The organism is Kribbella sp. NPDC059898 (assembly GCF_042730855.1).
Classification (GTDB): domain Bacteria; phylum Actinomycetota; class Actinomycetes; order Propionibacteriales; family Kribbellaceae; genus Kribbella.
Genome location: NZ_JBHWKR010000003.1, coordinates 331,866 through 345,791, shown reverse-complemented (window position 1 = coordinate 345,791; position 13,926 = coordinate 331,866). Strand labels below are relative to the sequence as shown.

The 13,926-nt window shown below is 69.1% G+C and carries 13 protein-coding genes; 11 read left to right on the top strand and 2 right to left on the bottom strand.

Features of this window, described 5'->3' with window-relative positions:
- The first annotated feature begins 35 nt into the window (after window positions 1-35).
- The 6 genes from ACFV9C_RS11845 to ACFV9C_RS11820 all read left to right on the top strand — a co-directional run bounded on the left by ACFV9C_RS11845 (window position 36) and on the right by ACFV9C_RS11820 (window position 5,592).
- Window positions 36-1,055, top strand: a complete 1,020-nt coding sequence (locus tag ACFV9C_RS11845; RefSeq protein WP_380192871.1) for an energy-coupling factor ABC transporter permease — start codon at window positions 36-38, stop codon at window positions 1,053-1,055.
- Window positions 1,052-1,810, top strand: a complete 759-nt coding sequence (gene cbiQ, locus ACFV9C_RS11840; protein WP_380192870.1) for a cobalt ECF transporter T component CbiQ — start codon at window positions 1,052-1,054, stop codon at window positions 1,808-1,810. Before ACFV9C_RS11845 ends, cbiQ begins: the two co-directional genes overlap by 4 nt.
- Window positions 1,807-2,574, top strand: a complete 768-nt coding sequence (locus ACFV9C_RS11835) for an energy-coupling factor ABC transporter ATP-binding protein (RefSeq protein ID WP_380192868.1) — start codon at window positions 1,807-1,809, stop codon at window positions 2,572-2,574. Before cbiQ ends, ACFV9C_RS11835 begins: the two co-directional genes overlap by 4 nt.
- Window positions 2,571-3,608 carry a mandelate racemase/muconate lactonizing enzyme family protein gene (locus ACFV9C_RS11830; RefSeq protein WP_380192866.1) on the top strand — a complete coding sequence of 346 codons (1,038 nt, stop codon included), beginning with the start codon at window positions 2,571-2,573 and terminating at the stop codon, window positions 3,606-3,608. Before ACFV9C_RS11835 ends, ACFV9C_RS11830 begins: the two co-directional genes overlap by 4 nt.
- A 118-nt stretch (window positions 3,609-3,726) precedes the next feature.
- Complete coding sequence (locus tag ACFV9C_RS11825) at window positions 3,727-4,512, top strand: SGNH/GDSL hydrolase family protein (RefSeq protein WP_380192865.1); 786 nt, start codon at window positions 3,727-3,729, stop codon at window positions 4,510-4,512.
- Window positions 4,513-4,596: 84 nt separating this feature from the next.
- Entirely contained in the window at window positions 4,597-5,592 is a 996-nt protein-coding gene (locus tag ACFV9C_RS11820) for a winged helix DNA-binding domain-containing protein (protein WP_380192863.1), read from the top strand.
- On the opposite strand, the gene ACFV9C_RS11815 is transcribed toward ACFV9C_RS11820, so the two are convergent.
- Window positions 5,557-7,842, bottom strand: a complete 2,286-nt coding sequence (locus tag ACFV9C_RS11815) for an ATP-binding cassette domain-containing protein (protein ID WP_380192861.1) — start codon at window positions 7,840-7,842, stop codon at window positions 5,557-5,559. The two genes, ACFV9C_RS11820 and ACFV9C_RS11815, sit on opposite strands and share 36 nt — an antisense overlap.
- 73 nt (window positions 7,843-7,915) lie before the next feature.
- Complete coding sequence (locus ACFV9C_RS11810) at window positions 7,916-8,461, bottom strand: MarR family winged helix-turn-helix transcriptional regulator (protein WP_380192859.1); 546 nt, start codon at window positions 8,459-8,461, stop codon at window positions 7,916-7,918.
- Window positions 8,462-8,515: 54 nt separating this feature from the next.
- Here ACFV9C_RS11810 and ACFV9C_RS11805 point away from each other — a divergent pair, with 54 nt between their 5' ends.
- The 5 genes from ACFV9C_RS11805 to ACFV9C_RS11785 all read left to right on the top strand — a co-directional run bounded on the left by ACFV9C_RS11805 (window position 8,516) and on the right by ACFV9C_RS11785 (window position 13,604).
- Window positions 8,516-9,223, top strand: coding sequence for an SDR family NAD(P)-dependent oxidoreductase (locus ACFV9C_RS11805; protein WP_380192857.1), 708 nt, complete (start codon window positions 8,516-8,518; stop codon window positions 9,221-9,223).
- 147 nt (window positions 9,224-9,370) lie between these two features.
- Window positions 9,371-10,420 carry a LacI family DNA-binding transcriptional regulator gene (locus tag ACFV9C_RS11800; protein WP_380192856.1) on the top strand — a complete coding sequence of 350 codons (1,050 nt, stop codon included), beginning with the start codon at window positions 9,371-9,373 and terminating at the stop codon, window positions 10,418-10,420.
- 90 nt (window positions 10,421-10,510) lie between these two features.
- A complete protein-coding gene (locus tag ACFV9C_RS11795) occupies window positions 10,511-11,803 on the top strand; it encodes an extracellular solute-binding protein (RefSeq protein WP_380192855.1) in 1,293 nt (430 codons plus the stop codon).
- Window positions 11,804-11,817: 14 nt separating this feature from the next.
- Complete coding sequence (locus ACFV9C_RS11790) at window positions 11,818-12,753, top strand: carbohydrate ABC transporter permease (RefSeq protein WP_380192854.1); 936 nt, start codon at window positions 11,818-11,820, stop codon at window positions 12,751-12,753.
- Entirely contained in the window at window positions 12,750-13,604 is an 855-nt protein-coding gene (locus tag ACFV9C_RS11785; protein ID WP_380192853.1) for a carbohydrate ABC transporter permease, read from the top strand. The genes ACFV9C_RS11790 and ACFV9C_RS11785 overlap by 4 nt, the downstream gene beginning before the upstream one ends.
- The last annotated feature ends 322 nt before the right edge of the window (window positions 13,605-13,926 follow it).

Sequence of the window (13,926 nt, the reverse complement as noted above, 5' to 3'; positions counted from 1 at the left end):
TGCGAATCGGTCGCAAATAGATCAACAATGTCGGCGTGCATGTTCCTGACGGGTTCTTCGACGCCCCAACGTCCGTCGCCACCGGCCTGATCGCGGCCGGGGCGGTCGGCGTCAGCCTGCAACGGGCGAGCCGCGAGCTCCGCGAGACCGGTCCGGCGCTGGCCGGGCTGACCGCGGCGTTCGTGTTCGCGGTACAGATGGTGAACTTCCCGGTCGGCGCCGGCACCGGCGGTCACCTGCTCGGCGGGGCGCTGGCGGCGGCGCTGGTCGGGCCGTGGACCGCCGTACTGGTGATGTCCACGGTCCTGCTGGTGCAGGGCCTGCTGTTCGCCGACGGCGGGCTGACGGCGCTGGGGACGAACATCACGCTGATGGGCCTGATCACGGTTCTGGTCGGGTACGTCGTGACTCGCGCGCTGCTGAAGGTTCTGCCGCGGCGCGTCGGCAGCGTCGTACCGGCGACCACAGTCGGCGCGCTGGTGTCGGTCCCGGTCGCGGCGCTGGCGTTCACCGGGCTGTACGCGATCGGCGGCGCGGTCGACATCCCGCTCGGCAGCCTCGCGACCGCGATGGTCGGCTGGCACGTCCTGGTCGGCATCGGCGAGGCAGTCATCACGGCGGCCGTCCTGAGCGCGGTGGTCGCGACCCGTCCGGACCTGGTGTACGCCGCCCGGCACCTGCAGCAGGATCTGGTCCTGGTCGATGCCGACGGCAACAGTTCGACGGTGTCGCCGGACCGCCCGGTCGCCGTCAAGCCGGCCGGTCGTTCGCTGGGGGTCGGCATCGCTGTCACGCTCCTGGTGGCGGGCGGGCTGAGCCTGTTCGCGAGCGCGCATCCGGACGGGCTGGAGTTCGTCGGGGCGAAACTCGGGTTCGACAGCACCGCGAAGGACTCGGCGGTGGCGAGCAGCCCGCTGGCCGACTACGGCGTCCACGGGATCGGCAACGCCCAGGTGTCCGGTGCGCTAGCCGGAATCATCGGCGTACTGGTGACGATCGTGGCCGGTCTCGCGATCGCGAAACTCGCCTCGCTGAGAGCCGGCAAAGCGTCGTGAGTGGGGACGGGCTGCTCGTCGCGGTGGACAGTCCGGTGCACCGCGTGCCGGCGCAGGTGAAGCTGGTCACGCTGTTCGTGTTCGTGCTCGCCGTGGTCTCCACCCCGGCCGCGATCTTCTGGGCCTTCGGGGGGTACGCCGCGTTGCTGATCGGCGCGCTGGTCACGGCGAAACTGCCCGCGGCCGTGGTACTGCGACGGCTCTCGGTGGAGACGCCGTTCATCGTGTTCGCGCTGCTGCTCCCATTCGTTGCCACCGGCCCGCAGATCGACATACTCGGCCTGCACCTGTCGGCGTCCGGCGTACTCGGCGCATGGAACGTGCTGGCGAAGGGCACGCTCGGTGTCGTCGCGGCGATCCTGCTGTCGGCGACGACCGCGCCGAGGGACCTGCTCGCCGGGCTCGAACGGCTGCGGCTCCCGGCAACGCTCGTGGCGATTCTGTCATTCATGGTCCGGTACCTGAGCGTGGTGTCGGACGACCTGCACCGGATGCGGGTCGCCCGCGAGTCCCGCGGGTACACGGGCGGCCGGATCGGCCATCTGAAGGCGGTGGCCGGGGGAGTGGGCGCGTTGTTCGTCCGCAGCTTCGAGCGCGGCGAGCGCGTGCACCTGGCGATGCGGTCGCGCGGGTACACCGGCCGGATGCCGCTGCTCAGCGTCCAAGGTGCGTCGAGTGCGCAATGGGTCGAGGGACTGGCGATCTCCCTGCTCGCCGTAGCGATCGCGGTCGCGGCCAGGGTGGTGGTCTGGTGAGCGCAATTCAGGTCGAACGTCTCGTGTTCGCCTACCCCGACGGGCGCCAGGCGCTGTACGGCGTCGACTTCACCGTGCAGCCCGGCGAACGGGTCGCACTCCTCGGCCCGAACGGTGCCGGCAAGACCACGCTGGTCCTGCACCTGAACGGCATCCTCGGCTCGGTTGCCGGCGGCACCGGGAGCGGCCGCATCCAGATCGGCGGCACCGCCGTACACCGCGACCACCTGACCGCGATCCGCCGCAAGGTCGGGCTGGTCTTCCAGGACCCGGACGACCAGTTGTTCATGCCGACGGTCCGCGACGACGTCGCCTTCGGCCCCGCGAACCTCGGCCGCCGCGGCGCCGAACTGGACGCCCGGGTCCACGAGGCTCTCGTCCAGGTGGGCATGCAGGCTCACGCCGACGTCGCGCCGCACCACCTCTCGTTCGGCCAACGCCGCCGGGTCGCCGTCGCCACGGTCCTCGCCATGCGCCCCGAGGTCCTGGTCCTGGACGAGCCGTCCAGCAACCTCGACCCGGCCGCCCGCCGCGAACTCGCCGACATCCTCGCCGGCCTGGACGTCACGCTCCTGATGATCACCCACGACCTCCCGTACGCCCTCCAGCTCTGCGAACGCAGCCTCCTGATGAACAACGGCCGCATCATCGCCGACGGCTCAACCCGAGACCTCCTCGGCGACCCGGCCCTGATGGCCGCGAACCGGCTCGAACTGCCGTACGGTTTCGATCCACTGTCCGTCGCAGGACCGGAGCGCCCATGAAGATCACCGCAGTCCACGTAGACGTCACCTCCGAGCCGAAGGCGCATCCGGTGCGGGATGCGATCCAGTTGCTCGACCGGGACGGGGTCACGCGGGTGCGGATCGAGACCGACGAGGGGGTGAGCGGGGAGAGTACGACGTACTTCGGGCGGGTCGAGTCGTCGCCGGCGGTGCTGGCGAAGATCGTGCGGGAGCAGTTCGCGCCGGTGATCGTGGGGGAGGACCCGACCGTGATCCGGGGGATCCGCGAGCGGTTGCGGGAGCTGACGGACTACCAGGGGTCGGCGGGGTTGTCGGCGTACGGGATGTCGGCGATCGATCAGGCGCTGTGGGATCTGCTCGGGAAGTCGCTCGGGGTGCCGGTGTGGAAGTTGCTCGGGGCGCGGCGGACGGCGATCCCGGCGTACGCGATGGTGGGCTGGCTCGAGCTGGACGTCGCGGGGCTCGAGCGGGTGTCGGCGCGGGCGATGGAGCAGGGCTTCCGGGGCGTGAAGATGAAGGTCGGCGGCGGGCCGTTGACCGAGGACGTACGCCGCATCAAGGCGGTCCGTGCCGTCATCGGGCCGGACGCGCCGCTGATGGTCGACGCGAACCAGGCCTTCGGGTACGCCGAGGCGCTGCGGCGCGGGCGGGCGTACGAGGAGCTGGACTGCCGCTGGTACGAGGAACCGCTGGCGGCGGGGGACACCGACGGTCACGTGCGGCTGGCGGAGAAGCTGGACATCCCGATCGCGACCGGCGAGAACCGGTACGGGCAGGCCGCGTTCCGGGACCTGCTCGCGCGCGGCGGCGCCGGCGTCGTACAGCCTGATCTGCGGCGGGCCGGCGGGGTGACGGACTGTTTCGAGATCGGGCTGATGGCGGCCGGGTTCGGGGTGCCGTACGCGTCGCACGGGGGCGGTCCGCACATCCACGTCCTCGCGGCGCTGCCGAACACCATCTACGTGGAGAGCGGGCTGCTGCCCGAAGGTGCCCGGCTCGTCGACGGCTGTTATCCCTTGCCCTCGGCACCGGGGCTGTCGGCTAGTTGGTGACCGTCACCGGGAATGCACGGTGAATTTGTTACCAGGCCCTTGTGTGTTACTCGCGGGTCAGCGAAGGTGACGTTGAGTACTTCAGTCGCCACACTTCGCCCCCAAAGGTGGTCCGCCCATGAAGTCCATCGCCAGTCTTGTGTCCGCCGCGGCCCTCGGCGCCGCCGCCCTGCTGATCCCGGGCGTCGCACACGCCGCCGCCCCGAACTACGTCGCCCTGGGTGACTCCTACGCGTCCGGCGTCGGCACCCGGACCTACATCTCCTCGAGCGGCTCGTGCCAGCGCTCGACCAAGGCGTACGCGTACCTCGACGCCGGCCGGCTCGGCGCGAACCTGACGTTCGTGGCCTGCTCCGGCGCGAAGGTCGCGGACGTCACCGCCAACCAGCTCCCGTCGGTGACCAGCGCCGCGAACATCGTGTCGGTGCAGGTCGGCGGCAACGACGCCGGGTTCTCCTCGGTGATCACCGAGTGTGCGAAGCCCTCCTGGCTGGGCGACTGCAACAGCGCGGTCGCGAACGCCCAGTCCATCATCAACAACACGCTGCCCGGCCGGCTGAACGGCCTGTACGCGTCGATCAAGAGCCGGGCGTCGGCCGCGAAGGTCGTCGTGGTCGGGTACCCGCGGCTGTTCAACGGCACCGACTGCAACGCCGGGACGTTCTTCAGCGGGGACGAGATGACCAAGCTGAACGCGACCGCGGACCTGCTGAACTCGAAGCTCTCCGCGGCCGCGAGCGCCGCCGGGTTCACGTTCGTGAACCCGACCTCGAAGTTCATCGGGCACTCGGTGTGCGGCAACCCGGAGTGGATCAACGGCCTGTCGAACCCGATCAGCGAGTCGTACCACCCGAACGTGACCGGCCAGGCGGCGTACGCCGATCTGGTCCAGCCCGCGCTCTGAGCACCCCCCTCGAATGCCGCCCTCCGGGGCGGCATTCCTGTGTGCGGAGATGCGGAACCGCCGAGTTCGTGGTGTCATGCAGAGGTGGCGCGGAGGTCCGTCGACTGGTTGCTGGCGGCCAGGATGCAGGCCAACTGCCTCGCGCGTCCGGTGAGCGAGGCCGGCCCCGGAGGGGTGGCCGACGTCGTACGCCGGACGGGGGGACTACAGGCCCAGACCTGGCGAGGTGCGGCGTACGCCGTGCGCGCCCGGTCCACCGCCACCACCTTCGCCGACGTCACGTACGCGCAGGTCACCGACCGCTCCGTTGTCCGCGGCTGGTTCATGCGCGGCACGCTGCAACTCGTCGCGATCGAGGACGCCGGCCCGCTGCTCGGGCTGCTCGGCCCGAAACTGCTCAAGGACACCGAACGCCGGTACGCCGAACTCGGCCTGCCGGACCGCACCCGCGCCGCGGCCGCCGACGTACTCGAAGAACACCTGCTGCGGCACGGCCCGTCCACCCGCGCCGAACTGGCCGACGTACTCGTGCGGGCCGGCCTGATCCCGCAACCGAAGGGCCAGGCGGTCTACGCGCTCATCCGGTACGCCGGACTCCTCGGACGCCTGTGCTACGGGCCCGGCGACACCTGGGTCGCGGTGAGCGACTGGCTGGGCAAACCCCTCGTCCTGGAAGGCGACCTCGAGGCCGTCGCCCTTCGCTACCTGACCGCCTACGGCCCGGCCACCGCCCGCGACTTCGCGACCTGGGCGGGCCTGCCCGTACCGCAGGCCCGCGGCGCGATCACGTCCGTCGCGACCGCGACGTTCGATGTCGAAGGCACCGACCTGTACGCCGTCGAGGACCTGCCGGGCTGCCAGGACGTCCGGATGCTCGGCGAGTTCGACGCGTACCTGCTCGGGTACCAGAACCGCTTCCAGGAGTTGCCCAAGGCGATCTTCCCCGGCGGCGGGATGCTCAGCCCGGCGGTGATCCGGGCCGGCCGGGCGATCGGCGCGTGGAAGCACGCCGACCTCTCGACCGACCTCTACGAACCAGCGGACCTAACCGGCGAGCTCGCCGATCTCGCGCGGTTCTGACACATACTTGCGGAGGTGCTCCGCGGTTACGGTCGGGCTGCTCTCCACCAGATCGGCCGGCGTACCGGTGAAGACGACCTGACCACCCGCGTGCCCAGCGCCCGGACCGATGTCGATCAGCCAGTCCGCGTGGGCCATCACCGCTTGGTGATGCTCGATCACGATCACCGTATTGCCTTGGTCGACGAGCGTGTCGAGCATGCCGAGCAGCTTGTCGACATCCGCGAGATGCAGCCCGGTGGTCGGCTCGTCGAGGATGTAGATCGATCCGGTGCGACCCATGTTGATCGCCAGCTTCAGGCGCTGGCGTTCACCGCCCGACAGCGTCGTCAGCGGTTGCCCGAGCCCGATGTACTCCAGCCCGACCGTCGCGAGCCGGTCCAGAATCGTCCGCGCGGTCCCCTTCGGGAAGAACTCACGGGCCTCCGCGACCGTCATCCGCAGTACCTCGCTGATGTTCTTGCCGCGCAGCCGGTACTCGAGGACCTCCGCGGTGAACCGGGCACCGTTGCAGTCCTCGCACACGGACGCGACCTCGGCCATCATCGCGAGATCCGTGTAGACCAGCCCGATGCCCTTGCACGTCGGGCAGGCGCCGACCGAGTTCGCGCTGAACAGTCCCGCCTTCACCTTGTTCGCCTTGGCGAACTCGGCCCGGATCGGATCCAGCAGACCTGTGTACGTCGCCGGGTTGCTCCGCTTGGACCCGCGGATGGGTTCCTGCCCCGCGATGATCACGCCGTCCCGTCCGGCCAGCGAGCCGTGGATGAGCGAGCTCTTCCCGGAGCCCGCGACGCCCGTCACCACTGTCAGTACGCCGAGTGGGACGTCCACGCTCACGTCCCGGAGGTTGTGCAGCGACGCGTTCGTGATCGCGAGCTGTCCGGTGGGACGCCGTACGTCGTCACGCACGCTCACCCGGTGGTCGAGGTACTGCCCGGTCAATGTCCCCGACGTCTTCAACCCGGCGACATCGCCCCCATAGCAGAGCCGTCCGCCCGCGAGGCCCGCGCCCGGGCCGAGGTCGACGATGTGGTCCGCGATCCGGATCGTCTCCGGTTTGTGCTCGACGACGAGGACCGTGTTGCCCTTGTCCCGCAGCTGCAGCAGCAGGTCGTTCATCTGCTGGATGTCGTGCGGATGCAGCCCGACCGTCGGCTCGTCGAACACGTAGGTGACGTCGCTCAGGCTCGACCCGAGATGCCGGACCAGCTTCACCCGTTGTGCCTCGCCGCCGGACAGCGTGGACGACTCCCGGTCCAGCGACAGGTACCCGAGCCCGATCGTCACGAACGACTCCAGCAGGTGCCGCAACCCGTCCAGCATCGGTCCGACCCCGGAATGTTTGACCCCGGCAACGAACTCGGCGAGATCGCTGATCTGCATCGCCGAGCACTCGCCGATCGTCCGGCCGTCCACGGTCACCGCCCGGGCCGCGGCGTTCAGCCGTACGCCGTGGCACTCGGGGCAGGTGTCCTGCCGGATCGCGCGCTCGGCGAAGGCCCGGGCGTGGCTCTGCATCGACTGCGGGTCCTTGCTCAGGTACTGCCGTTTGAGCTTGGTGATCAGCCCTTCGAAGGTGAGATTGCTCTTGCCGACCCGGATCTTCATCGGCTCCTGGTACAGGAACTGCTGCCAGAGCTCGTCCGGGTACTCCCGCAGCGGGAGATCCGGGTCGAACAGCCCCGACCGCGCCATCAGCTGCCAAGGCCAGCTGTCGATCGCGTAGCCGGGTGCCTTGATCGGGCCCTGGTTCAGGCTCTTGTCGCGGTCCACCAGCTCGTCGAGGTCGAACTCCGTGGTCCGGCCGAGGCCTTCGCACAGCGGGCACATTCCCTCGGCACGGTTGAAGCTGAACACCGACGGCGGTCCGGCGTACGGCGTGCCCGCGCGGCTGAAGAGCACGCGGAGCATGGTGTGCGCGTCGGTCGCCGTACCGACGGTGGAGCGGGCGTTCGCGCCGATCCGTTCCTGGTCGACGATGATCGCGGCGGACAGGTTCCGCAGGGCGTCGACGTCCGGGCGGCCGAGGCTCGGCATGAAGTTCTGGACGAACGCGGTGTAGGTCTCGTTGATCAGCCGCTGCGACTCGGCGGCGACCGTGTCGAAGACGAGCGAGGACTTGCCGGAACCGGAGACCCCGGTGAAGACGGTGAGCCGGCGTTTCGGAATGTCGAGCGAGACCCCGGCGAGATTGTTCTCCCGGGCGCCGCGCACCTGGATGACGTCATGGCTGTCAGCAGGAAGCATCCTTCAATGGTGTCATTGAAGCGGTCGTAGGAACTTCTCCCGGATCCCACCGCTGCTGGCCTGCTGCAAACCCTCAACGCCGTGAGGAAGGTTGCCGGGCCACCTCCGCGACCTGGTCGAGGAGTTCCTGCAGTTGCGAAGCCAGTTGGGCGCGGCCGGTGGGGGACAGGGATGCGACCAGTTCGGACTCGCGGGTCAGCACCTGGTCGACGGTGCGCTCGATCAGGTCGTGACCGGCCTCCGTGAGCGCGACGAAGACCGCACGACTCCCGTCGTCGGCCGACCGCCGCGTGACCAGCCCGCTGTCCTCGGCGCGCGCGACCCGCTGCGAGATCGCACCCGCGGTGACGAGCGTCCGGCGGGTCAGCTCGCGCGTGCTCAGCTCGTACGGTGCGCCCGCGCGGCGCAGGACGCTGAGCAGGTCGAGCGTGGCCGGGTCGACGCCGGCGTCCGCGAGCACCCGGCGCCGGTCGTCGGCGAACAGCTTCGCCAGCCGCCACAGGGGCGTGACGATCTCGATCGAGTCGGTCGGTGTCCCGGGCCGCTCGCGCTGCCACGCCCGGGCGATCTCGGCGGCCGGGTAGGGGCTCGGGGCGTCGAGCGGGTAGTTGTCGGTCACGGTCACCATGGTACGTTTAGAGCTAAACATTTAGGCCTAAACGTAGGGGACGAGATGCGAACGATCGTGGTGACCGGCGGCGCGACCGGGATCGGGCGGGCGACCGCGGCCCGGTTCCGCGCGGACGGGGACGACGTGGTGATCACCGGGCGCCGGGCCGACGTACTCGCGAAGGCGGCGGACGAGCTCGGCGCCAGGGGAGTGGTGTGCGACGCGACCGACCCGGCGCAGGTCGAGCACCTGCTGGAGGAGTTGCCCGAGCGGATCGACGTACTCGTCAACAATGCCGGCGGCAACACCGACTTCGGCCGGCCGGACGGCGATCTCGCCCAACTGAAGGCGAACTGGCTCGCCAACCTGGAGGCGAACCTGATCAGCGCGGTCCTCGTGACTACCGCACTCGCACCCCGGCTGACCACTGCCGTCGTCCACCTGGGCTCCATCGCGGGCGGCCGCGGCCCGGGCTCGTACGGCGCCTCGAAGGCCGCGCTCGCGCTCTGGAACGCCGACGTCGCGGCCGGCCTCGGCCCGCGGGGCGTCACGTCGAACGTCGTCGCGCCGGGGTTCACCGCGGACACCGAGTTCTTCCAGGGCCGGCTGACCGGCGAACGCCGGGAGAAGTTGCTCCAGGCAACGTTGACGAAGCGGGAGGGACAGGTCGAGGACATCGCCGGCACGATCCACTTCCTGGCCTCGCCCGCCGCGCGGCACCTGACCGGGCAGGTGCTGCACGTGAACGGCGGTGCGTTCGTCACCCGCTAGCTGTGAAGACGAACAGGACGTGTGCGCCCATTGAGCTCGATCGGTCGTCCTGCTGAGCGTGGGAGCGCGCGGGCAGACCCGACACCTCCTGTCGGTCTGCACGTCCACGCTGCGTGACAACGTGGGCCAGGTGTGACAATGGGCGGCATGCGTCCCACCGTCAAAGATGTCGCCAAGCTGGCCGGGGTGTCGCCGAAGACGGTGTCGAACGTGATCAACGGCGTCGTGTTCGTCCGCCCGGAGACCCGTGCCCGGGTGGAGAGCGCGCTCACCGAGCTCGACTACGTGCCGAACATGAGCGCCCGCGGCCTGCGCAACGGCCGCTCCGGCATGATCGCGCTGGCCCTGCCCGACCTGCTCCGCCCGTACTCCGCGGAGGTCGTCCACCTGGTTGTCGAGCTCGCCCACGAGCGCGGCTGGGGCGTGCAGATCGAGCAGACCGCCTCCGAGCCGAACCGTGAGTTCGAGCTGCTGTCCAAGGCCCGCGCATACCTGGTCGACGGTCTGATCCTGAACCCGGTGAACCTCGACGACAGCGCGGTGATGTCGGCCGGCCCGCTGCCGCCGGTCGTGCTGATCGGTGACGTCGACCAGGATGTGGTCAGCCAGGTCGCGATCGACAACGTCGCCGCCGCCCGCGACATGACCAAGCACCTGCTGGCGCAGGGCTGCCGCCGGATCGTTGCCGTCGGCACGCCCGAGGTCCCGCGCGGCTCGAGCGGCGAGGGCGTGCTCGTCGGCTCGGCCGAGTCCCCGGGTACGGCGGCCTCGCGGCTGCGCACCACCGGGTACCGCGAGGCGCTCGAGGAGGCCGGTGTGCCGGTCGACCCGGCGCTGCAGATCCCGCTGGACCGGTGGCGGCCGGAGGGTGCGGCGACCGTGGTGGCGAAGTACCTGACCGAGCACGAGCTGCCGGACGCGTTCTTCTGCTTCACCGACTCGATGGCGTCCGGCACGCTGTCGGCGCTGTGGGGCGCGGGGATCGACATCCCGGGGCAGACGCTGGTCGCCGGGTTCGACAACATCCTCGAGAGCCAGTTCATGATCCCGCCGCTGACCACGATCGACTTCGACCGGCGGGCGTTCGTCGGGGCAGCGCTGGACCTGCTCGAGGAGCGGATGGCGGACAGGAACGCCCCGGCGCGGCGGGTGATGATCCCGCACCGGGTGATCGAGCGCGCCAGTACCGCACGCTAACGGATACGTTTCCACAAAATCACACACGAAGATGCTTGTGTGCGGCATTCCAACGATGTAATCATCGGTCCCGCCCCCAAAGGAGACCGAATGAGTGAAGATTTCTCCCGGCGCAGCCTGCTCAAAGCAGCCGCTGCGCTGGCCGGTGGCGGGTTGCTCGTCGGCTGCGCACCCGGTGCGTCGCGCTCGGCGACCGACCTCAGCTACTGGCACCTGATGACCGGTGGTGACGGGACCGTGATGGCCGGCCTGGTGGACGCCGTCAACGCCGCGAACCTCGGCTTTCACACCACCCAGACCGTGCTGGCCTGGGGTCCGCCGTACTACACCAAGCTCGCGATGGCCTCGGCCGGCGGGCGCGCTCCGGATGTCGCGATCATGCACGCGTCCCGCCTCGCCGGGTACGCCCCCGGCGGCCTGCTCGAGCCGTGGGACGTCGATTTGCTCGCCGAGGCCGGGCTGCACGAGAGCGACTTCCCGGCCCGGGTCTGGGAGAAGTGCCACTACGACGGCAAGCTCTACGCGATCGCGCTCGACACGCACCCGTTCGTGCTCTACTACAACACCGAGCACGCCGAGAAGGCCGGTGTCACCGAGGCGCTGCACACGCTGAAGAGCCCGGAGGAGTTCACCGAGGTCGCGACCAAGCTGCAGCAGGTCACCAAGAAGCACGGCCTGTCGTACGGGTATCTGGGCGACGGCTCGCAGATGTGGCGGCTGTTCTACACGCTGTACCGGCAGACCGGCGCGGACATGAAGCTCGTCCCGGGTCAGCAGGCGCAGGTGGACAAGGACGCCGCGGTCAAGACGCTGACGTTCATCCGCTCGCTGCTGAACGACAAGATCGCGTCCCGCAGCGGCGACGGCGGTACGGCGACCAGTGAGTTCCTGCACGGCGAGAGCGGGATGTTCCTCGGCGGTGTCTGGGAGCTCCCGGTGCTGAAGGACGCGAAGATGCCGGTCGACGCGCTGCCGATCCCGACGCTGTTCGGGACGCAGGCGGCGTACGCCGACTCGCACACGTTCGTGCTGCCGCGGCAGTCGAAGGTGTCGCCGGAGCGTCGCAAGCACGTGTACACGATGGTCGCGGAGATCCTGAAGCGGTCGGTGAAGTGGGCCGGCGGCGGCCACATCCCGGCGTACCAGCCGGTGGCCAAGGGTGCGGAGTACCAGGCGCTGAAGCCCCAGTCGAACTACGCGGGCATCCCGGCGTACGTGAACTACGACCCGGAGGTCTGGTTCAGCGGCGCAGGCAGCGACTTCCAGAACTACTTCGCCGAGAACGTGCAGAACGTGTTCCTCGGCAGTGGTGATCCAGCGGCCGGCTTCGACGCCTTCGTCGTCCGGCTGAACAAGCTGCTCAACCGTCCGCAGCCGGTGTGAGAGGAGAGACCAAGATGTCGACTGCCATCGACACTCCGGCCGCGGTCGCGGAGGAGAGCTCGGCCAAGGGCCGGGCGCGGGCGAAGCGCGGCGAGACGCTCACCGGGTGGGCGTTCGCGGCGCCGTTCGCCGTACTGTTCGTGCTGTTTCTCGTGGTACCGGCGGTGTACGGCTTGTACCTGAGCTTCACCGGCGAGACGCTGACCGGTGCCGGCAGCGGACTGGTCGGCTTCGCGAACTACAGCGAGGCGCTGACCGACCCGGACATGTGGACGTCGCTCGGCAACACGGTGTGGTTCACGGTGCTGAGCACGATCCCGCTCGTGGTGCTGTCACTCGCGCTCGCGCTGCTCGTGAACCTCGGCCTGCCGGGCCGCTGGTTGTGGCGGCTGTCGTTCTTCATGCCGTACCTGCTCGCGTCCACGGTCGTGGTGATGTTCTGGAGCTGGATGTACAACCCGACGCTCGGGCTGATCAACGGCGTCCTGGCGAAGTTCGGGGTCGCGCCGGTGGCGTGGCTGCAGGATCCGAAGGTCGCGATGATCTCGGTCGTGATCACCACGCTGTGGTGGACGATCGGCTTCAACTTCCTGCTGTACCTGGCGGCGTTGCAGAACATCCCCGAGCAGCAGTTCGAGGCGGCCGCGCTGGACGGCGCCGGGAAGTGGCGGCAGCTGTTCTCGATCGTGATCCCGCAGCTGACGCCGACCACCGCGCTGCTGGTGACGCTGCAGCTGCTCGCGTCGCTCAAGGTGTTCGACCAGATCTACATGCTGACCAACGGCGGTCCGGCCGGGAAGACGCGCTCGATCGTCGAGTACATCTACGAGTCCGGCTTCACCGGCTACCGGTTCGGCTACTCGTCGGCCATCTCGTACCTGTTCTTCGCGCTCATCGTCCTGGTGTCGCTGGCGCAGTACAAGCTGATCAACCGCAGGAGCGCCGCATGAAACAAACGCACAAGCCGGGCGAGAACCCGTGGAGCGTGTCCAGAATCGTCGCGCTGCTGATCCTCGCGGTGCTCGCCGTCAGCTGGCTCGTCCCGTTCGCGTGGTCGGTGCTGACCTCGTTGAAGAGCGAGGCCGACGCCGGCGCGTCGACGCTGAGCCTGAATCCGCCCGACGGCTTCAGCTTCGCGGCGTACCGGAAGGTCCTGTCGGCGGGCGACATCCCGTCCTGGGCGTGGAACAGCCTGATCACGTCGGTCGCGATCACGCTGATCACGGTCGCCACCTCGGCGCTGGCCGGGTACGCGTTCTCGCGGGTGAACTTCAAGGGCAAACGCTGGCTGTACGCCGCGATCATCGCGGCGATCATCATCCCGCCGCAGCTGCTGATCGTCCCGCTGTTCCGGCAGATGCTCGCGTTCAACCTGGTCGACACCTACTGGGGCATCATCCTGCCGCAGGCGTTCGCGCCCGCGATGGTGCTGATCCTCAAGCGCTTCTTCGACCAGATCCCGACCGAGCTGGAGGAGGCCGCGCGGGTGGACGGCGCCGGCCGGCTGCGGGTGTTCTGGTCGATCGTGCTGCCGTTGTCGCGGCCGATCCTGGCGGCAGTGGCGATCTTCGTGTTCATCGGCGCCTGGAACAACTTCCTCTGGCCGTTCATCGTGACCACCGACGCGCACCTGATGACGCTGCCGGTCGGCCTGCAGACGGTGAAGAGCGCGTACGGCCTGCAGTACGCGCAGAACATGGCGTCGGCGATCCTGGCCGCGCTGCCGCTGGTCGTGGTGTTCCTGTTCTTCCAGCGCCAGATCATCAAGGGGATCGCGACCACCGGCTTCGGTGGTCAGTAGTTACCTGAGATTTCCTGAGACCGGGATTCCGGAAAGCGGGATTCCGGTCACCATCCCTTGAAAACATCGTCACTCTCAGCAATTGTTGACGGCTTACCGCCACTCGGGGGCAGTAACGATGAGAAGGGGGAAGTGTGTCAGCGATGAGTAGGCTCGCCGGGCAGTGCCGTGATGTGAGGAGTCACGGCAACGCAGGTCTCGGACGGGCTGCGATCCAACCGGCGGTGTGTACCGGCATCCACGAGGTGAGCTCGTCGATCCCGTCGGTACAGCCGCGACGCGTGGCCGTGCTCAGGTTGAGCAACGGTATGACGACCACGCT

Bases quoted from the DNA above. Each gene is read 5' to 3' on its own strand.
- ACFV9C_RS11800 (WP_380192856.1), top strand. From the start codon at position 9,371: ATGCGTCCCACCGTCAAAGATGTCGCCAAGCTGGCCGGGGTGTCGCCG.
- ACFV9C_RS11815 (WP_380192861.1), bottom strand. From the start codon at position 7,842: ATGCTTCCTGCTGACAGCCATGACGTCATCCAGGTGCGCGGCGCCCGG.
- ACFV9C_RS11790 (WP_380192854.1), top strand. From the start codon at position 11,818: ATGTCGACTGCCATCGACACTCCGGCCGCGGTCGCGGAGGAGAGCTCG.
- ACFV9C_RS11825 (WP_380192865.1), top strand. From the start codon at position 3,727: ATGAAGTCCATCGCCAGTCTTGTGTCCGCCGCGGCCCTCGGCGCCGCC.
- ACFV9C_RS11805 (WP_380192857.1), top strand. From the start codon at position 8,516: ATGCGAACGATCGTGGTGACCGGCGGCGCGACCGGGATCGGGCGGGCG.
- ACFV9C_RS11795 (WP_380192855.1), top strand. From the start codon at position 10,511: ATGAGTGAAGATTTCTCCCGGCGCAGCCTGCTCAAAGCAGCCGCTGCG.
- ACFV9C_RS11785 (WP_380192853.1), top strand. From the start codon at position 12,750: ATGAAACAAACGCACAAGCCGGGCGAGAACCCGTGGAGCGTGTCCAGA.
- ACFV9C_RS11830 (WP_380192866.1), top strand. From the start codon at position 2,571: ATGAAGATCACCGCAGTCCACGTAGACGTCACCTCCGAGCCGAAGGCG.